This is a genomic window from Paenibacillus sp. R-74696 (assembly GCF_055814915.1).
The window spans coordinates 24132-44922 of sequence record NZ_JBPULM010000048.1; the positions used below are offsets into that span (position 1 = coordinate 24132).

Sequence of the window (20791 nt, forward strand, 5' to 3'; positions counted from 1 at the left end):
GGACCAGGCCATTATCTCGCAATAATAACCTGATCCTGTGAGTTCGGCGTTGCAGAATCTGATTCATCCACAACATATGCTATATCCGCAGTATTACTTGAACGACGTGTCATAAGCTTTCTGCAAAATTTCCAAATAACGATCGATTTTCAGGTCCTTCAAGCCTTTCACATAAGCGTCCCAGTCCTTCTCCAAGCTTTTGTTGCCGGTAATAAATTGCAATGCGTTCTGCTCAATGTACGATTTAAGGTTCGTTTGCAAAATGCTCACTTCATCCACCTCGTTCTGATGGACCCAGATCGACCACAGCGGGAACAGCTCCTTCGGCTCATGACCCTGGTACAGCAGGGTGGCCTGATACAATCTGCGCTCATAGCTGGCGGAATCATAAATATCCGTTCCTTGAACAAAGCTGTCCCGGTACTCCTTCGGCATAAAGAAATGAGCGGTTCCGCTCCAGCCCGCATTGCGAGGGGCTTCGCCTTCAGCGGCAGGGATGGTAGCAATTTGCGGCGTCACGCCTTCACCAAGCGCAACCTCGCCATCCTTTGGTTTTCTCCAGTCAATGCCTTCCATGCCGGAGGCGCCATTCGTCTGGCCTTCTTGCGTGAACATATAATCGACCAGCTTAATTAAGGCGATTTGCTGCTCCTCGGATGCTTTATTCGTAATCACAAACTTGGCACCTGGAGCTACGCCGCCCCCATCATGCGTTGCGTAGGAGCCATGCGGTCCAGTAAGCGGCGGTACAGGGTTGTAATCAGCTGAGTTTTGGTTGCCCGTGTCGATATTTATGAAAATAGCAGGGTGCATGCCCGCTCCCGCACCCAAAATTTGCGAATCGCCGTTTTCGCCGATTTTTTTGAACGCTTCCGCGTTTTGTGCAAATGCGCCCGGATCAATCAGCCCTTCATCATACAGGGATTTGATATAGCCCAGACCTTCTTTCCATTCGGGCTTTATCGCCGCCGATTCAACCTTGCCGCCCGTCAGGTTCAAATAGTTGCGATCGTCATCGTAGACGAAGCCGTTCATCAGAAATGGCATAACTCGTACGCCAAAATCCTCGATCGAGCCGCTGAGCGGCACTTCGTCGGCAATTCCGTTGCCGTTCGGATCTTGGGTTTTGAACGCCTTCAGCACCGCTTTAAATTCCTCCGGCGTCTTCGGCATTTCAAGCTGGAGCTTATCCAGCCATTTCGTGTTGATCCACATTTTGTTCGGATACGAGCAATGGAAACATTGACTGTATGCGACAAGACCGTAAATATTGCCGTCAGGCGCCGTGTTAAACGCTTTCAAATCTGCGTCTTTTTCCATGGCCGCTTTGATGTTCGGCGCATATTGCTCAATCAGGTCGTTTAACGGTACAATTACGCCCTGCTTGCCGTATTTCAAAACATCAGCCTGCGAAAATTGATCGATGTAGCCCGGAAGCATGTAAGCATCCGGATAATCGCCGCTCGCGAGCGAAATTTGGCGTTTCTCCTTTGCCCCGTCCGGTGGCGTCGTATCGAACTTAAACTTAATATTGAACTTCTCTTCCACGAATTTGGTAAACTTGTTAGTTGTCAGATCGATGCCCGACTCCTGCACGGCAAACATCGTAATTTCAACCGGTGCGGTGCTTCCCGTCTCTTCCGATTGCGAAGCAGGCGCATTGGTCGCGCTGCTGGCGGGCTTATTGTTCTGCGAGCATGAAGCAAGCATCATGCTAACGACCACTGCGATGGCGAGCAGGCCTAACAGTCTCTTCTTCATTGTTGTTCGCTCCCTTTTCATCTCATAATAATAGTTGTCTTTCTTACATTTGCGCTTTCAATACCAAGCCTCACCTCCCTTCATTCTCCAGTTCATCATCAGCCCTTGACCGAGCCGACAAGCATGCCTTGCACAAAATACCTCTGTACGAACGGATAAATAATAAGCACCGGCAGCGTAGCTACGACGATCAGCGAGTATTTCAGCAGCTCGGATAGCTGCTGACGCTCCACCTGCTTAAGGGCGTCCGTCACGCCTGCGGTATTGTTCATAATGATGATGCTGCGCAGCACAAGCTGGAGTGGAAACAGATTGGCTGATTTCAAATAGATAAGAGCATCGAAATAAGCGTTCCACTGGCCCACCCCATACATCAGGAACAGCACGGCAAGTATCGGCTTGGACAGTGGGAGGACGATGCTGCGCATAAACCGGAGATCGCTGCAGCCGTCTATTTCCGCCGCCTCCATCAGCTCATCGGGAATCGACGACTGGAAGAAGGAACGGGCGATGATTACCTGCCATACCCAGATCGCATTCGGAATGAGCAGCGCCCAGCGCGAGTCGATCATGCCGAATTCTTTGACCACCATATAAGTTGGAATGAGGCCGCCGCTGAATAGCATCGTGAACGTGATCAGCATCATAATAACGCCACGGCCAAAAAAGCTTTTGCGTGACATCGGATAGGCGATCATAACCGTAAGCGTCACGCTGATCAGCGTTCCCGCCGTCGTATAGAACAACGAATTGCCGTAGCCCGTCATAATTTGCGGGGTATTGAACAGCACCGCGAAGCCGCGGAAGGAAATATCGACGGGCCACAGCCAGACACGGCCAGAAGTCACCGCTGCCGGACTGCTGATGGAGCTGCTCAAAATATAAATAAGCGGATAAATGACTGCGAGCAGCACAAGTGAGAGTACCGTGTAGATGATGAATAGAAATAGCCTGTCACCAGCCGATTCTCTGATTTTCAGCCTGAACGGCTTTTGCTGCATTGCTGATTTTGTCGCTGCCATAGGCGTACTCCCCTTCTTCTACCAGATACTCGATTTCGTAAAGCGTTTGGCTAGGCCATTCACCGTAACCAATAACACCAAATTAATAAGCGAGTTAAACAAGCCGACTGCGGTTGCAAAGCTGTAATTGGCATTTAGCAGCCCAATTCGATACACATAAGTAGCAATAATTTCTGAATTGACCATATTCAGCGGATTTTGCAGCAGGTATATTTTTTCGAAGCCAATTGCCATCACGCTGCCCACATTCAGAATGAGAATAATCGTAATCGTCGGCAGCAGGCCAGGAATGTCCACATGCACAATCTTTTGAAAGCGCGAAGCGCCATCCACTTTGGCTGCCTCATATAACGTTGGATCAATGCCCGCGAGCGCCGCCAAATAAATGACCGCCGAATAGCCTGCCGTCTGCCAAATATCAGACCATACATAGATCGAGCGGAACATGCTGGCCTCGCCGAGAAAATTGATGGAGTCCATACCAAAAAAATTCAAAGCCACATTGGCAAAGCCCAGCCGCGGAGCGAGAAACAGCATAATGATCGATACCATCACGACCGTCGAGATAAAATACGGCGCGAAAGTAACGAGCTGGACGAGCCGCTTGAATCTTCCGCTGCCGACCTCATTTAGCATGAGCGCCAGCAGTATCGGCACCGGGAAACCGGCGAGCAGCAGGTAGCCGCTGACGTAAATCGTGTTTTTGACGAGCGGCCAGAACATCGGATTGTCAAAAAACAGCTGAAAGTTTTTGAAGCCTACCCACGGACTGCCCCAGATCCCTTTAATGACGTTATAGTCCTTGAACGCCAGCACCGCATTAAGCATCGGATAGTATTTGAAAATAAGGAAAAACAACACCGGCGGTATAACAATCAAATAAAGCTGCCAATGTTTCCTTAAGCTTCTGCGAGCTTCCTCCGACACTCTTCGCTTGACACCGACGTTTAACATTCGATGCTTCCATACAACCTCTTTCTCCAGAACAATCCCCCCTAATTCGCTGTCTGACGATGAATGATAGCGCTTTCTATAGATTTGATGATAGGGGATTCAGCCCTGCTTGCGACAGGTACACTTGCGTCGTTTAGCGTACAATAACGCCGTTTTAGGGGGGACAATTGCCCATGGGGCCGTACATTTGGCGGGGAGCCTAAGGAGAGTACGTGGAGCTGGGTACTACAACGAGCGCTTGGTCTGAATTAACCTTTTGTCCCAGCCAATTTGGCAATAATGGACATAAGAAAAAAACCGGCTCTGCTTCCAGCCGATTTACACGTTTTATTTTTTCATTATAGGAGTCTGTTATTTTTTATAAAGATCATAGGCCCTTTGCATGATCTCTACGTATCGCTGAACCCTCATATCATACAAACCTGCTGTGTAGCTGTCCCAATCCTTGTCTAAGTCCCAATCGCCTGTAATGAAGCGCAATGTGCTTTGCTCGATATAATTGGTTAAATTCGTATGCAATATGCCAGCCTCGTCCGCTTCGGCCGGGTCCAGCCATAACATCCAGATCGGAAAAATATCTGTAGGCTCATGTCCTTCATACAGCCTTGTGGCTTCATAAAGCCTGCGTTCATAGCCATCAGGCGTATACATATCCCTTCCCACCACCCAGCTATCGCGATACTCCCTAGGCATATATAGATGCGCCATTCCGCTCCAGCCGGAATTGGTCGACTTCGCTTCATTGATCAGAATAAGGCTTGTGAACAACGGCTTGACGCCTGCACCAAGCGCCTGCTCTCCGGCTTGCGGCTTGCGCCAGCCGATACCTTCCATACCATTTTGGGACGTCGTTTGTCCTTCTGGTGTATACATATAGTTGATGATTTCGATTAATTTGCGCTGTGCCTCCTTGCTCGCCCGGTTTGTGATGACAAACTTGGCTCCAGGCTGCATACCGCCTCCTTGATAGGTAGCATAGGAAGCATAAGGTCCCGCAAGCGGGGGGATCGGCACATAATCGTTCAATCTCTCACCTGCGAAAATAGCGGGATGCATCCCTGCCGACGCCCCTAGCATAGGTGCTCCACTATTGTCGCCGATTCTTTTTAAAGCTTCCGCATTTTGAATAAAAGCTCCCGGATCAATCAGGCCCCCCTTGTAGAGCGACCTGATATACGCTAGCCCATCCTTCCAACGCGGCTTATCCGCAGCCGTCTCAACCTTGCCACCTTCCAGCAGCAAATAATGGCGATCATCATCATAAATAAAACCGTTCATCAAATACGGAATCATTCGGACGCCAAAATCCTCGGTAGAGCCGCTGAGCGGAACCTCATCAGCCAATCCATTGCCATTGGGATCTGAGCTTTTGAACGCTTCCAGCATTTTCTTAAATTCCTCGGTTGTCGCCGGTACGTCCAGCCCCAGCTTCGCGAGCCATTTGTCATTCACCCACATTTTGTTCGGATAGGAGCAATGGAAGCATTCGCTATAGGCTGGCAGGCCGTAAATGTTCCCATCAGGAGCTGTGCTGAGCGCTTTGAGCTCCGAATGCTCCGTCATAGCAGCTTGCACATGGGGCGCATATTTCGCGATTAGCTCATTTAGGGGCAAAATTATGCCCTGCTTGCCGTACTTAAGCAGGTCCGATTGTGAAAATTGATCGATATACGCCGTCAGAAAATAAGCATCCGGATAGTCGCCGCCTGCGAGCGATATTTGCCGTTTTTCCCTTGCCCCGTCTGCTGAAATAACTTCCCAATTGAAATGCACGTTAAATTTTCGCTCCAGATAACGAGTGAAATCATTGGTTCCAAGCTCTATTCCCGGCTCCTGCAAAGCAAATACATGCAGCTCCGTCGGCGCTTCATTCTGCTCGCCTTCATCTCCGCTTACAGATTTACTCTCTTTAGTAGAGCATGAGACGAGCAGCAACAGCCCCGCAAGCGCAAGCATAAGCACAAAGACAGCAATGCCGCTGCGGCCCAGCTTCATCTTCCCTTCACTCCTTCGGCGCCTAATGTGCGTCTAAATATGGATGGACTGCCTGTAAGAGCTTGGCGCCACGCCCACTACCCGCTTGAACGCTCTGCGGAAGGAATGTGAGCTATTGTAGCCGACGCGTGAGGCAATTTCATCAACCGTACAGCCTTCTGTGCGAAGCAGCGAGGTGGCGCGCTCAATTCGGACCATCTCCAAATAATCGGATACATTCATATCCGTCACCTCCTTGAATAGCTGAGAAATATATTTTTCAGGACGCTCAACCTTCTCGGCGATCCGGTATAAGGTCAGCTCGGAATCGCTAAAGCTTTCGGCAATAAATCGCTTGATGTCATTAGCCGTTTGGATATGGGCATTATTCTTCTTGCTGTTAATAATGCCGCACAATGCTTCAATAATGCCGTCGATCTCTTGCTGAATGTCCGGCAGCATATCTGCTGCCTGGATGCCAATCATTTGATTCCTCAGCGTAGGGAGCAGCTCCGATTGGACGAGCGCCTTCTGATCCAGCAGCTTAAGCAGCGTTCCCTTCAGCTCGCCGACAAGCTGCTGCTTCATTTCCGGAGCTAGCTGGTGCTGATCCGAATTTTTGTCCATCACCGCTGACATGATCCGCTTCGCTTCCTCAGCCTCGCCTGCACGAATCGTGCTGATCAGCCGCTGCTCCATGTCTAGTGGATAATAATAGGTCGCTGTTTCCCGGCCGGAATCGCTGAACCACAGTATGCTTTGCTTGCCTGAGAGCTCTGTATACTCCAGCGTTTGCCCTGCCTGCTCAAACGAATGGCTAACATCCATCAGCGTTTGGAAGCATTCTCCAAACGCTGATGACAACGAAATCTTGTATTCGGAATAGGCTGTCCGAGCAAGCCCCTCCAGCGCTTCATTTAACCGCTTACGGTGATCGGCGCCGCTCGTCTGGGCTTTCTGCTCCTCCTGATTCAGCCAGAGCATAACTAAACGGTCCGAGCCAAGATCGGTCATCAACAAGCTTTCCTCGGTTTCGGACAATATCTGCTTCATAATCAGCCTTGCCGCTGAAAGCTCCTTTAATATATCGATGCTATCCATGCCAGAATAGCCGTTAATTCGCAAAATGCCCACGTAGCCCTCACCTCCCGCAAGGTTAACGTCCGCTTGAGCCGCAGCAGCTACAACTTCCTCCAGCGTACGAAATTCACCTGCCAGCAGGCGCTTGAGAAAGCCATCCCGAACGAGCGGTAGCTGACGTTCAAGCTCAAGCTCCAGTTGCCGGTTGCTCGTAATCATTATCGAAATATTGCCCTGTAAAAAATCATATTCATTGCGCTCCGCGAAACCGTCCTTGCCGAAATGCTCCTTCATCACGCCAAGCAGCCGGTTAATCGGCGCACTGTTGCGATAGGAAAGCAGCAGCCCCGCCAGCAGCCCGAGCACTAAAGCAATGCCGGTCACTAGCCAAGTCATATGCTTGATTTGATTCGCATTCTCCATCAGCACCTGACGCGGTATGCCTGCGCGATAAGTCCAGCCACTCGTATCGGATTGAATCGTAATGACAAGATCGTCATGGTAAAATTGGCTGCGCTTTGTCTGGTCAAGCTCGGTGGACGTGGAAATCTGTCTTGCCGCTTCCTCCGTTATTCCCCGCAGCCCTACCGTATTCCCATTCGCATCACTAATATGAGCCCAACCGCCATAGCGGTCTTCCAGTCCAGCAAGCAGATTGGAAATATGCTCCTCATCGATCATAACAACGACTGTAGCTGGGGAGGAACCGCTGAAGCTGTCGAGTGGCAGCGATTGCATATAGGTCACAACCGCGCTTTGCTTCTTATTGCTCATAAATGAACGGAGCGGCATCATCTCGCTGCTATGCGTTCTGCCAAGCACCTCTTCCTTCCACTCATCGAGCGAAAGATCCGTGTAGTGAAAATTTTGGTAATAATGCTCCGGACGGAAGTAGGCAGAGCCTTGGGTGAATATTACGTCATAATTGCTTAAATATATAAAATAATTTTGCAGAAAATCATTCGTCTGGCTAAACGGCGTAACCTGCTTCACCATGCTCCAGATGCCATAGACGTTGATTTCATCTCCATTTTTCTGCTCGTTCATAAGCTTATTCAGATCGGGATTCAAGGCAAGCTGGCGGGTGAAGCCTTCCACCTCCACCATCCTTCGCTCCAATATTTCCTGGCTTCGCTGCAGCTGGGTCACGCTATTTTCGATGGAAATGGATTGCGTTACCGAAATCGAGGTGCGATAGGACACATAACCCGCTATGCTCGGAATGATCAATATAATTAAGTAGGACACCAGAAACTTGCGAAAAATAGTCGTATATTTGGGCACAGCCAACCCACCCCTCTATATAATAGCGCTTTCATAAATAACGAAAGCATGCCCATCGAGCTCCAAAAACGGCCGCACCTACATCATAACCTAACGATGCGAAAAGACAACTACTTTATACGAGAGCGTAGTTGTCTTTATCGTTCATATAGTGGAGAACCAGACTACTGCCCTACTGCCCTACTGCCCTACTGCTCTATAGCTATACGCTCCAATATTTGCAGCCCGGCATCAAGCCTGTAAGCCTGACCAGCCTCAAGCTCAACCTTCACGGCAAGCTCGCCGAACCGAACGATCGCCGGTCCCGAGGCGTGAGCGTAGAGCGTGGCTTCTGTCAGCCTATTGTTCTCCCATGCGGCATCTACCTCGATGCTGCCTTTCGCGCGCAAGCCCTTGTAGGAGCCTGATCGCCACGCCGAAGGCAGGGCAGGCAGCAGATGAATAGCTCCTGCATGGCTATGCAGCAGCGTATCTGCCACCGCCGCCGTACCGCCATAATTGCCGTCAATAATAAATATATTCGTATCTGCCCCGGCAACCCCCGCCTTGGAATACGTTAGCAGGTTATCAAAACAGAGCTCGCCAACTAGATGGTTAATGTGCCACAATGCGCGGTCCCCATCATATAGGCGAGAAAACCCGGTTGCAAACAATACCGCCGTAAATTCAATATCCTCCAGTTCATCGGTCATTCGACCCAGCAGCGTCTGCCTTGCGGCTGCGCTAAGCTCAGGCGTATCGCGCGGAGTGATGTGGTTGCTTGGATAAAGGGCAAACAAATGAGCAAGATGGCGATGCTCCGGCTGCGCCTCTTCATAATCCTCCAGCCATTCCTGCAGCTGTCCTCTGCTGCCGACCTTCAGCGGCGGCAATAGAGCAATCGCATGCTCCAGCTTCGCTTGAAGCTCTGTATCCGTTCCGAGTAATTTAGCCGCATCTAGACAAAAGTTGAATAAATCCCGTACCAGCACCTGATCCATCGTCGAGCCCATCGACAATTGCTGCGCTCCCTGCTCCCGATCCGCGGGATAAAAGCTGTTCTCTGGAGAGTTGGAAGGCCCTGTCACTAGCCAGCCATTGGCTGGCTGGACGTCCATATAATCAAGGAAAAAGGCGACGGCCTCCTTCAAAACCGGGTAAGCCTGCTCCGTCAGAAAGGCGCGGTCCAGCCCATATTCATAATGCTCCTTCAAATGCATGGCAATCCATAATCCGCCTGTGACATTAAGCCCCCAGCCCGTCTCCCAGCCAGGTGCGGTAAAGCCCCATGCATTCGAGAATACATGTGCGACCCAGCCCTCGCAGCCATAGAAATCCTGTGCAGAAAGCTTCCCCGCTTCCGCCAACCGTTCAATGTAGTGCATAAGCGGAACATGGCATTCCGCCAAATTGACGATCTCCGTCGGGTAATAGTTCATCTGCGTATTAATGTCCAGATGGTAATCGCAGCTCCAGGCCATCCGGTTCGCCTCCCCGTCATTCCATACGCCCTGCAAATGCAGCGGCAGCGGCGAATTTGCCCGTGATCCAGCTATCGTCAAATAACGGCCATATTGGAAAAACAAAGAGATAAGCTCTGCATCGTCATGGCCCTCCTGCCGCAGCCGCCGCATACGTTCATCTGTCGGAAGCGCAGCAGCCTCGGATGCTCCGAGATCCAGAGATACACGGGCATAAAGCGAGCGATAATCCGCTATATGCTCGGCTTTCAACTGATCATAGCCTTTAGCGATAGCGGCTGCTAGCTGCTCCCCGCTTCTTGCTTTCCAGTCCTCATTTTCTTGGCCATAATCCGTATTCATCGCAAAATAAAGATAGGCTTCGTCTGCATCTGTCACCACAAGCTCATTTGCCCTGCTCTGAACTCTGCCACCCTGCACGACTAGCTTCACCAGACCGTGGCACCATACACCGCATGTGCCGTCGCTATGCATATCCTCCGTTGCTTGCCCATGAAAGGCAATCGTATCATCACCAGCCACGACAGCCGCGAACGGTCCTGAGCGGCCCGTAACTCCAAGCGTGAAGCTGATGCTCCCTGGCTGCTCGCCCGTAAACCGCGCTGCCACGATCCCTTCTACATTAGTCGCAAAAGCTTCGCGGGTGAACGTTTGGTCAGCGCTCCAATAAGACATCGCAGACATCGCGTGCTCCATATCGAGCTCGCGAATGACTTCTTCACTCTGATGTCCGAACCTCATCACCATATCGCAAACCGAGAGGTTGGTACCAAAATTCTGCTTCTTCGGCTGCAGCTGCTCCTTGGCGAGCCGGTCTCCTTCCTTATAATCTCCTTTGTAGAAGGCTTCCCGCATCTGCTGAAGCCCTGCTTTCCCTCCTCCGTTGCCAACTATTCGCTCTTTCTTTCCAGACCAATACGTCAGCTCCGTCATACACCATGTCTCCTGCTCGCTGCCGCCATAAATAACGGCGCCAATCCGGCCGTTGCCGATCGGCAAACCCTGCTTCCAGTCCTCGCCCGGACCGTTATACCAAAGCTTCGCTTGACTCACTTTGCATCATCCTTCAACAATGTCGTTATGTGCCGTTCACGAACGGACTATGCTAAACCTCGCTCACAAACCGGTTGGTCAAGCTGCCTAAGCCTTCAATTTCAATCGTTGCCGTATCGCCATGGCGCAAGTAAACCCGCTGCTCCTCTGGCAAGCCAAGCACAACACCCTCTGGCGTTCCAGTCAAAATAATATCGCCCGGTGACAGCGTCATATGCTGGGAAATATAGCTGACCATTTCGGCGCAGGAAAATATCATATCGCTCGTATGGGAATGCTGCCTGAGCTCTCCATTGACGGTACATTTTATAGCGAGCGCATTGGGGTCCGGGATTTCATCGGCTGTCACCAGATAAGGGCCAAGCGGACTGAAATCATCACAGCTTTTGCCGAGCAGCCACTGCGGCGTCCGCATTTGAAGGTCGCGTGCTGACAAATCATTGACACAGCAATAGCCAAAAACATGCCGGGGCGCCTCTTCCACGCTGACATATTTCGCCGTCTTGCCAATGACGATAACAAGCTCCGCCTCATAATCGACCTGCGTGGTTACCCGCTCCGGCAAGGCTATATCCCTGCCATGACCAGTTAGCGTGTTGTTAAACTTATTGAACAGAATCGGGTAGTCCGGAATCTGCGCATGGGTCTCCACTGCATGCTGTCTGTAGTTCAGGCCGACGCAAATGATTTTGCCTGGACGAGTGACACAAGGCCCCCAATTCACTTCGTCCTCAGCTAGAATAAGCTTTCCACACGCCGCACCTGCCTGCTCTGCCGCTTTCATAACGCGCACAGCGTATGTTTCTAGCAGCGCAAGCACCTGAGCGCCGCCCGCAATAACCTCCATGACATCTGAAGGAATAGCAGGTTCAGGCAGCCATCGCTGTGCCGCCTGAATATCCAATATGCCGTCGTTCACCTTAAGACCGAGACGATACACTCCGGCCGTATCAATCGTTACCAGCTTCATTTCATCCAACCGCCTTTATCACAAAATGGTTAACGCATCGATTATGCATCCTTGCCGAAGACGACGCCTCCATCAATATAAAGCGGAGAGCCCATCATGAAGGAAGACTCGTCGGAGGCAAGGAATAGTACCGCGCTCGCTACATCCTCCGGCTTCCCTAATTGTCCGCCAAGCTGTCTCAGCTTGATGGCTGCAATTGCCGCATCCGGGTCCTCGTACGAGCTTTTCAAAAATTGCTCGACAAACGGCGTCATAATCGTTCCAGGCAATACAGCGTTCACCCGAATATTGTATTTGGCATAATCGACCTGCATTGATTTGGCGAGCGACAGCACCGCCCCTTTGGTTGCCGAATAGGAAGCTCTTCGTGCGAGGCCCATCTCCGCAATGCAAGAGGACATATGAATGATATTGCCGCTTCGGCGTTCCATCATATAGGGAAGCACGTATTTGGTGGGCAGGAACACGCCTCGCAGATTGACCCGAACCACACGGTCCCAATCCTCCGGTTCAATTTCATGGATAGCCCCTACCCCGCTAATTCCCGCGTTATTGAACAAAATATCGATGGCACCATACGCTGCTATCGCCTTCTCGACCATGGAGCGCACGGAGTCCGCATCCGTCACGTCAGCGTGCAGAAACAATGCCTCTCCTCCAGCAGCTTGAATGGCTTTGACGGTCTCCAATCCCTTCGCTTCGTCAATGTCATTAACGATAACTGCAGCCCCTTCTTTCGCAAACCGCTCTGCCGTCGTTTTTCCAATGCCGGAGCCTGCTCCTGTCAGGAGCGCTATTTTGCCATGCAGTTTCATCGGATTGCCCCTTTCAGTTATCTGATACGATATTGATCAAAATAACGAGGAATAATCTCGGTCGAAGCTCCCGGCAGCTCCGGCAGCACATAAAACCCATTTTTGACTGTAGCCGGCTCTACAAAAATGGTTCTAATCCACGGAATGTACTCCAGCATAATCGCTCCAGCTGTCGCTGCGACCAAGTGCTGATGGATTTGTCCCATATCGCCCACATGCGGACAGATCGGAATATCATAGGCTGCGGCAAGCCCCGCTACCTGAAGCCATTCCGTAATGCCCGCAACTCGGGTCACATCAACCTGGCAATATTCTATCGCCCCCTGATGGATATAATCGCGGAACGCGTATTTGGAATAAACATGCTCGCCAAGTGCGATCGGCACATTGAGCGCATCTGCCAGCTTCCGGTGACCGATAATATCGTCCGGGTTAAGCGGCTCCTCCAGCCAAAACAGGTCGAATGGCTCCAGCTTTTTCCCCCACGTCATCGCCGTATTGATATTCCATTGCTGGTTCACGTCGATCATAAAAATAGTTTTGTCGCCAATAGCCTGACGGACCGCCTTCACCCGCTCGTAATCCTCATGCGGATCAGCCTTGCCCACTTTAATTTTCACCCCTGTGAAGCCCTGCTCGACAATGTCTGTTACATCCTTCAGCAAATGCTCCAAAGGCCAGTTCAGCCAGCCGCCGTTCGTGTTATAGGCTTTAATTCCAGTTGACTTATGCCCGCCAAGATACTGCCACAGCGGCTTGTTCGAGGCTTTCGCCATAATATCCCAAAGCGCAATATCTACCGCCGCAAGCGCCATATGGGCAATACCCGCACGGCCAATCCAGTGCATTTTTCCATAACGCAGCGTATCCCATATTTCCTTCACCATAAAAGGGTCCTTGCCGATTAGCTCCGGGGCGTAATAGCGCTCGATCGTATCGACAATCATATCGTCCCCATGCGCGCAAGTGCCCGTATATCCATAGCCGACATAACCTTCATCTGTAAAAATCCGAACGCCCGCCAGCCCCCAATGCGTAGCTACGTTAATTGCATCTGTAATTGGCGGATCAATCGGAACATGCAGCACGAAGGTTTCTACCTTTGTCATTTTCATTTTTAAGTCTCCTGCCCTTTAAGTTAGTAGCCTAGCGATGCGCCGCCTTCGACCGGGAGCGCCACACCCGTAATGAAGGAAGCCTGCTCTGATGCCAAATAGAGCACCGCCTGGGCAATCTCGGCTGAACTGGCCGGACGTCCGAGCGGGTGCATCTCGTCCAAAGTGCGATGCGCTGCTATAGGATCGGCCTGCTGCTGAGCCCATTCTTCCAGCAGCGGCGTCATTACGCCCGCTGGACATACGCAATTGATCCTGACGCCGCTTGGAGCAAAATCAAGGGCCAGCGATTTGGTCATAGCGATAACCGCCCCCTTGGAGGCAGCGTATACGGCATTGTTCCGCTGTCCAATGAGGCCATTCAACGATGCTAGATTGACGATTGCCCCTTTCGAGCTGCGCAAATGGGTGATGGCGTGCTTGATCATTAGATAAACGCCTTTTACATTAACGGCATACAGACGGTCGAAAGCCTGTTCGTCGATGTCCTCGATGGGCTTCGGACAGATGATGGCAGCATTGTTAATAAGCACATCTAGCCGTCCAAACGTTTGCAGTGTTGAAGCTATTAGCGAAGCAACGGACTCCTCCCGTGAGACATCGGCCTGAAGCGCTAATATTTTTGGAAACCCTTTCAAAAATTTATTTGTTTGAAGCAGTCCATCCGCCACTCGCTGTGCCTCCGCAGCATTCAAATCCGCTATGACGACGCATGCTCCTTCGGCAGCGAACATCGCTGCGCATGCCTCACCGATACCAGAGCCAGCGCCCGTGACCAGCACGACCTTTTCGTTAAATCGCAAAAGCTTACCTCCTTGGACGGGATCATCTATTGAAGCTCAGAACCTAGTCGCTTCTTTTTTTCTGTTGTTAATAAATCCACATAACTACCAACAGAACTTGGCTTAACATTGCAGTTATTGTATCATTGATGTAGCTATTCGTATTTGATCAGGCGTCCATTAATTTGACGATTCATCCGCTAATTTTTCAGTACAAGGATAGAAAATGAGGTGCTCGCATGAAGCTTCTGAACGAGATGACCCCCTATGTCGGCGACTGCATGAACTACTTGTATGATGGCAGCTCCAATGAGAAGCTCCGCGTCTGCAGCGTGTATGCCTTTCATCTATTTACCGACGGACCCGGGGAAATGGAGATTAACGGAGTACGCTACCCGATCGACAGCAGAACGCTTATTTTTCTAAAGCCGGCAGAGCCGCATGCCTTTCATATTACACCCAGCCATCCGCTGCAATCCTATAATCTCTATGCCGATTTATGGGATGATAAGGAGCCGGTTTCCGCCAATCGAACCTTTATTTATGCGCCAGAACCGTTTGAGCTGCACGAAACCTCACGAAAAGTTCCTTGTGACGAGCTCGACCGTTTGCCACGCGTCTATTCGCTGCAGCCCTACCCTGAGCTGTATGAATCTTTCGTTATGCTCGCTAAGCTTTATCATAATGCGGCGTTCTACCGGATGGAGATGATTAATAGTCTGTTCTATGCGTGGATGCTGAACTGGTACAATACGGTTCACACCCATCAGCCAACCGATTATCGGATTGTCCGTTTGCTCGCTCACTTGAACGACCATCCAGAGCAGCGCGAGCCGGTCGAAACCTGGTGGACATTTTGCGGCTTGAAGCGCACCTACTTCCATGCCCTGTTTCTGCGTGAGACCGGCCTAACGCCCAAAGCCTATCATCACAAGCTGCTGATGAGGCGGGCTTCCAATCTCCTGCTGGAAACCGAGCTGAGTGTAACCGCCATTGCTGAGCGGCTCGGCTATCCCTCCATCCACCCGTTTACGCGCCATTTCAGCGCCTGCTATGGCGTCAGTCCGAAGCAGTATCGACTCCAGCCGCAAGCAAGAGCGTAATGATACCTTAACGTTGGGGCTACTTCGCCCACGCGAATAGGCCACCTTTTGCCCGGTGGCCTATTCGTTGGTTTATTATTTCTCTAATGATAATCCAATACGCTAGCCGTATGCCGAAACTGATCAAGCAAATCCAGCTGCATTTATTTAATAAAAAGCTTCATTAGTTTATTATAGATAGGATGAATCATATAACCCGTTGGATTAACCGAATACCTTTTGCCTATATTCAGCTGGTTGATCTGCTTCATTTCATCACCGGTCAGCTCAAAATCAAATATCTGACTATTTTCTTTCATTCTTTTTGGGCTCGATGATTTTGGAATAACGATGATGCCTCGCTCCAAGTGCCAACGTAAAATGACCTGAGCCACTGTTTTATGATGATAATCAGCTATTCTTTTTAAATCCGGATGCTCCAATAACGCTTTATTCCCTTGCCCTAGCGGCCCCCATGCCTCATGCAAAATCTGATGTTCATTGAGATACTGATGCAGGTCATTTTGGGCAAATTCGGGATGCGTCTCAATTTGATTGATCATCGGTGGGATTTTAGCATGCTTCATTAATCGTTCAAGGTGTTGAATCTCAAAATTTGCAACGCCAATCACTTTGATCTTCCCTTCGGAGTACAGCTCTTCTATCGCTCGCCACGCTTCCAAATCATTTGGTGCGGCAAAATGAATCAAGTACATATCCAGATCATCTACCTTCAGCTTTTTGCAAGTTTGCTCAAAAGCCTTTCTGGTCGCTTCATAGCCAAGATCCGTATTCCACACTTTAGACGTAATAAAAAAATCCTCGCGCGGCAGACCGCTTTTCTGTATTTCTCTTCCTAATGCTTCCTCATTGCCGTAAATTTTAGCGGTATCAAAATGCCGATATCCGATTCGAATCGCCTCGCTGATCGCCGTTTCAAACTCTTTTGCTTTCGTTATTTTGTATACCCCAAACCCCAATTGCGGAATTTCAACCCCATTGATCGCTTTTACTGTTCTATTTTCAAAAGTCATATTCATGCTCCTCTCGTTTGATAAAACTAAAAAGTGATTAATGTAATATATTAAATATTAATTATATCTAGTTCATTCAAAAAAAGAGAAGGTAACCCTTTTTCAGTTCAAAAAGTCGGTTAACCTCACTTCTTTCAAGTTATTTTGCATATCCATCTCAACGGTTTGCAGACTGGAGGCAATCTTTTGTTTGACTGCGTCTACTTCTTTCCCTTGAAGTGTGGTATCGGTATGAAGCTTGAACAGCGTTTTGCCAGGTTCGACCGCTAAAAAAACATCTAATAACGTAATTTCTGCTAGTGGCTTTGCCAGCAGAATGCCTCCCTTCGCTCCTTCTTTAGCAAGCGTCAGCCTAGCATTATTCAGATTCCTGATGACTTTAACCGTCGTTGGGACGGGAATATTCAATTGCTCAGAAATCACTTTTGTAGACAAAAAGTTAGAGCAGTTCTCCTCCGCAATGCTGTGAATATAGAGCAATATGGCAATTCCTTGCGATAGAGCTGTGGAGTATGACATTTCAAACTCATCCTAACTATTGGCTATTTTATGTATACTATATATTATTTATATTTAGTTTTCAATAGACATTTTGATATCCCTATTCCCAACAAAGGATTCGGCAGATTACCATGCTGTGAACGTCGAAAATCCCGGCGGGGAAGCTCCCGCCAGGCTTTTGTTATAAAGATTAGAATTCAAGTCATTAACGCTAAGGCTCCTTTACCGCTTCTTTTTTTAATTAATCTCCAAATAATCAAGGTAAGCATCCCATGTGCCGTCATCCGCTGTTACAACAAGCTCAATCACTTGATTTCCGGTTCCATGGCTGACATTGTTTAAGGTATAGACCGCTGGATTGCTCCCGCCGAAGTAGAACGTCCCCTTCGTCTGTCCACCGATTTTCAAGTCGACTCTGGCCATGCTGGAGTTGTTCGAAGCGCCACGCAGTGAAAAATGATGGGTGCCGCTCGCAAAATATTGCGTGTATTTCACCAAATCATTATTGGCGTATAAAGCAACCCCGTTGAATGGCGAGCTAATATTCCCAGTATACTGACCGCTTTTGGTCATATTCTCAGCTTCCACTTTCGTACCTGCACCTGGAGACGGAATTGTACCGCCACCGTCAGGAGCAACCGCTCGGCCCGTGGTCGGCGAGATCATGCCGGAGCAAAGGCCGCGGCTCTTGAGGCTTTGAGCAATCTGCGGGATCGCTTGGCGCGTAGCCTGAAACTGGTCATGCATCAGGATTACGTCACCGTTTTGCAGCCTGCCCGTGGCGGCCACGATCTGGGCGGAGGTGGCACCGTTCCAGTCTAGGGAATCAACGTTCCACATCACTTCTGTAAGACCGTTTTGAGCCACGACAGATTTCAAAGTCGAGTTGGTAGCACCGTACGGCGGACGGAACAGCTTCGGCGCGGTTCCGGTAATGGACTGAATCGCCTGCTGCGTCCGTGTAATTTCCGACGTCATCTGCGAGCTGCTAAGTGCAGTCATTTGCGGATGTGTATAGGAGTGGTTGCCGATCCACATGCCCGCGGCCACTTGTTCCCGCACCAGAGACGGGTTATTTTGTGCGTTTTGTCCGATGTTGAACATCGTTGCGCGCAAGCCGGCCTGCTTCAACGCATTGAGCAGATTTGTCGTGCTGCCGGTATTGGGGCCATCGTCGAATGTTAAACCTACGTAGCCGTTCGGACAGTTCACATCAGCAGCACTGGCTCCTGGCACCATTGAGCTGGACATTAACGTAACGGAAAGCGCCAATGCCACTAATCCACTTACTAGTTTTGATTTAAACATCATGTACCTCCTAATAATTAAATACTAGTATAGTTAATCTCGTCCCTCCGAGCCGCTGCAGCTATCTCTCTAGCGGGCACTGTCAACATCCGCAGCCCTCCCACAGAACACTGCGGGTGCATGCTTTACAGCCATCTAATTACTGCAATCTTAAATAATCAAAATCAACAAAACCACCCGTTGATTTAGTCGCATAATTGAACAGAGCAAAACGGTATCCCATAAAATGAGGCAACGTATAAGACATTTGGAGTGTATTGCCTATGGACGTCCAATTTGTGCCATCAAGACTGTAGGAGAAATAGGCTTTATCCGTCTGATTTGTGAAATCACAGAAAAGCTTAAAATATACTCGGTCCTGAGTAATCGGGATACTTGCCATTTCAGTCATCGTTCCTGAGCTCGCATTTACCATCACAATGGACTTCGAGGCTCCGGACATCTTCACACCAACAAAGCCATATTTAGCCTGAAAAGCCGCAAGACCGGCATAATCTCCGTCCTTCATGCCGCTTGTTTCCATAGCAATAATTCCTGTAGATTGGGGGCCAAATGTCCTTTGCGTAAGCGTATTTCTGGCATCAAGAATACTTGTGCTCAGCTTTCCTGTAGTCAACCTCATAAATCCGGGCCGCTGTGCAAGGGACCATTTCGTATGGTCAGGATTGTGATTCCACTGCCACACCTTTGCAAGAGTCGCCCCTGACGAAGCAGTTCCTGTAAACGAAACATCGTCTACATAGAAATTCATGAGGTCATTTGTCTGATTAGGGGTTGAATTGTAGGGTGTCTCAATAAAAATAAAGGTTTGCGAGAGATCGGCACCTGCCGGAAGTGTATAGGTTCCTTGAATCGTGCCCCATTGACCTTTGGTTAGCGTGCTAGAGCCAAGAATGGTTATACCCGTGTAGCTTGGACCGTTTTGGATATTGAAGTTGAATGATTTAGTGGCGGGACCATCGGTATATTTAACTTTTGCAGAAAATTGATATACGCCGCCTACTGTCACTTTTCCCGTAATGACTTGTTTTAGGCCAGCAGCTGTTTGCTGTCTGCCGCTAACAAACAGGCTTTTTGATCCGCTGAAATAGTCTGCAGTGGTTGCTGCGACAGTTGCCGTGTTGTTATTTGTCCAGGGGCTTATGGTTGCATCTTCAAATCCTCCGTTTACCATTAGCTGACTCGGGGTTTGAGCCGAAGAAAACTCATCTGATGCATAGACCTTCTTAACCGGATAACCCTCAACAGGAAGATTCATTGTGAGAGGTGCCTTGCCATTAACGCCGAATACCGGCCAATTATTTGCCCAGGTAACCGGAACAATATACGGCATACGTCCGATTGCCCCACTGTCTTTAAACAACATGGCATACCAAGCGCCAGAAGCCGTATCAACAATCCCTCCCTGTGCTATGCCTGAATCCTTTAATGAAACCTGACCTGTATAGGCTCCGGTCAAGCTGCTTGCACGATAGGTTAATTGTGTGCGCCCGCTTCCCGATGGCCAGCATATAAGGAATACATAGTACATTCCGTTGATCTTTTGTATGTGTGCGCCTTCGGCCTTGACTATGAAGTTGGACCCTGCAATGTTACTCGAACTCGGAATGATGATCTGATTTAGTCCACCAGATTTGATCGATTTTGCATCTGTGGAAAGCTCAATGATTCTAATATCATCACTGCCATAAACCAAAAATACACGATCATTATCAAAAAGCAGCGATGCATCATGATAATAGCTGCCAAGCACGGATGATGTCCAAGGACCCGTTTCTATGTTGCTGGTTTGATAAATATAGGTTCTGCCGGTAGAATTAGAGCCGAAGGACACATAATAGATTCCGTTATTATATCGAAGGCTGCTTGCCCACGAGCCTCTTCCATACTCGTTTTGCCCGTTATTAAGATTTTGTGCATCATTGTTGGCATAGGTATCGTAAACATAATTTACGATTTCCCAGTTTACAAGGTCATAGGATTTCATGATGGGAACGCCAGGATTCATGTGCATAGTTGTGCTCGTCATATAAAAAGTATTGCCCACCCTGATCACATCATTGTCTGGAGCATCAGCATTTACAAATGGATTTGTAAAAGTAGCAGCTGAAGAAATGGAGATGTTTGACATCATACCCATGAGTAAAAGTAAAATCGATAAAAAAAGAGATATTCGCTTATACATATTAAAATCCTCTCCCAAATAAATTTGTCGTTCATTAATTTCCAAATAATCTACGTAGGCATCCCAAGTCCCGTTATCAATTAAGATTATTTGCAGCTCCGCCAGTCGCTTGACTCAGCTCGGTTGTCATGCCCACCTCCTATATTTTTTCAAACTCCACTTTCCCCAACATATGTGATTCCGAAACCGAACCGCCCCTAGTATTTCTCGCCAAAGCCTTAGTAAAGGTTCGTGCTCCGATTGTTGGTTTTAACACCGTCTTCATTGGAAATATGGCCTACACCATATTGAAAGCGCTTGCATTTGTGCGAAATAAAACACTTTTCAGGAAGCCAGTGGAATAAACACACATCGTGCAATTATGCTGCCAAGCGTTATTAATTGATAATTTTTCCTAAATATTGAAAACGT

Annotated in this window: 15 protein-coding genes; 1 reads left to right on the top strand and 14 read right to left on the bottom strand. The window is 49.2% G+C overall.

Going from position 1 to position 20791, the window contains the following annotated elements; all coding sequences use genetic code 11:
* Window positions 1-93: 93 nt before the first annotated feature.
* From ACSR9A_RS28120 to ACSR9A_RS28165, 10 genes are all read right to left on the bottom strand, one after another.
* Window positions 94-1761 carry an extracellular solute-binding protein gene (locus tag ACSR9A_RS28120; protein WP_473761456.1) on the bottom strand — a complete coding sequence of 556 codons (1668 nt, stop codon included), beginning with the start codon at window positions 1759-1761 and terminating at the stop codon, window positions 94-96.
* Window positions 1762-1859: 98 nt separating this feature from the next.
* Entirely contained in the window at window positions 1860-2783 is a 924-nt protein-coding gene (locus ACSR9A_RS28125; protein ID WP_473761458.1) for a carbohydrate ABC transporter permease, read from the bottom strand.
* An 18-nt stretch (window positions 2784-2801) separates the two neighbouring features.
* Window positions 2802-3737, bottom strand: a complete 936-nt coding sequence (locus ACSR9A_RS28130) for an ABC transporter permease (protein ID WP_473761460.1) — start codon at window positions 3735-3737, stop codon at window positions 2802-2804.
* Window positions 3738-4088: 351 nt separating this feature from the next.
* Complete coding sequence (locus ACSR9A_RS28135) at window positions 4089-5732, bottom strand: extracellular solute-binding protein (protein WP_473761462.1); 1644 nt, start codon at window positions 5730-5732, stop codon at window positions 4089-4091.
* A gap of 33 nt (window positions 5733-5765) precedes the next feature.
* Window positions 5766-8075 (bottom strand): AraC family transcriptional regulator, encoded by a 2310-nt coding sequence (locus ACSR9A_RS28140; RefSeq protein WP_473761464.1) that lies wholly within the window; start codon window positions 8073-8075, stop codon window positions 5766-5768.
* Window positions 8076-8263: 188 nt separating this feature from the next.
* Window positions 8264-10588 (bottom strand): glycoside hydrolase family 95 protein, encoded by a 2325-nt coding sequence (locus ACSR9A_RS28145; RefSeq protein WP_473761466.1) that lies wholly within the window; start codon window positions 10586-10588, stop codon window positions 8264-8266.
* A 52-nt stretch (window positions 10589-10640) separates the two neighbouring features.
* Window positions 10641-11558, bottom strand: coding sequence for a fumarylacetoacetate hydrolase family protein (locus ACSR9A_RS28150; RefSeq protein WP_473761468.1), 918 nt, complete (start codon window positions 11556-11558; stop codon window positions 10641-10643).
* A 41-nt stretch (window positions 11559-11599) separates the two neighbouring features.
* A complete protein-coding gene (locus ACSR9A_RS28155) occupies window positions 11600-12373 on the bottom strand; it encodes an SDR family NAD(P)-dependent oxidoreductase (RefSeq protein ID WP_473761470.1) in 774 nt (257 codons plus the stop codon).
* Window positions 12374-12390: 17 nt separating this feature from the next.
* Window positions 12391-13488 carry a mandelate racemase/muconate lactonizing enzyme family protein gene (locus tag ACSR9A_RS28160; protein WP_473761472.1) on the bottom strand — a complete coding sequence of 366 codons (1098 nt, stop codon included), beginning with the start codon at window positions 13486-13488 and terminating at the stop codon, window positions 12391-12393.
* A gap of 23 nt (window positions 13489-13511) precedes the next feature.
* Window positions 13512-14291, bottom strand: a complete 780-nt coding sequence (locus ACSR9A_RS28165; RefSeq protein ID WP_473761474.1) for an SDR family NAD(P)-dependent oxidoreductase — start codon at window positions 14289-14291, stop codon at window positions 13512-13514.
* Window positions 14292-14509: 218 nt separating this feature from the next.
* Here ACSR9A_RS28165 and ACSR9A_RS28170 point away from each other — a divergent pair, with 218 nt between their 5' ends.
* Entirely contained in the window at window positions 14510-15373 is an 864-nt protein-coding gene (locus ACSR9A_RS28170; RefSeq protein ID WP_473761476.1) for a helix-turn-helix domain-containing protein, read from the top strand.
* Window positions 15374-15516: 143 nt separating this feature from the next.
* Here the strand turns inward: ACSR9A_RS28170 and ACSR9A_RS28175 are convergent, their stop codons facing one another.
* The 4 genes from ACSR9A_RS28175 to ACSR9A_RS28190 form a co-directional block, all read right to left on the bottom strand.
* Window positions 15517-16386: an aldo/keto reductase gene (locus ACSR9A_RS28175; RefSeq protein ID WP_473761478.1), complete on the bottom strand. Its 870-nt coding sequence runs from the start codon at window positions 16384-16386 to the stop codon at window positions 15517-15519.
* A 102-nt stretch (window positions 16387-16488) separates the two neighbouring features.
* On the bottom strand, window positions 16489-16905 hold the full coding sequence (locus ACSR9A_RS28180; RefSeq protein WP_473761480.1) for an RrF2 family transcriptional regulator: 417 nt from the start codon (window positions 16903-16905) through the stop codon (window positions 16489-16491).
* Between the two features lie 219 nt (window positions 16906-17124).
* Window positions 17125-18195, bottom strand: coding sequence for a polysaccharide deacetylase family protein (locus tag ACSR9A_RS28185; RefSeq protein WP_473761482.1), 1071 nt, complete (start codon window positions 18193-18195; stop codon window positions 17125-17127).
* Between the two features lie 139 nt (window positions 18196-18334).
* On the bottom strand, window positions 18335-20380 hold the full coding sequence (locus ACSR9A_RS28190; protein ID WP_473761484.1) for a beta-xylosidase family glycoside hydrolase: 2046 nt from the start codon (window positions 20378-20380) through the stop codon (window positions 18335-18337).
* Window positions 20381-20791: the final 411 nt, after the last annotated feature.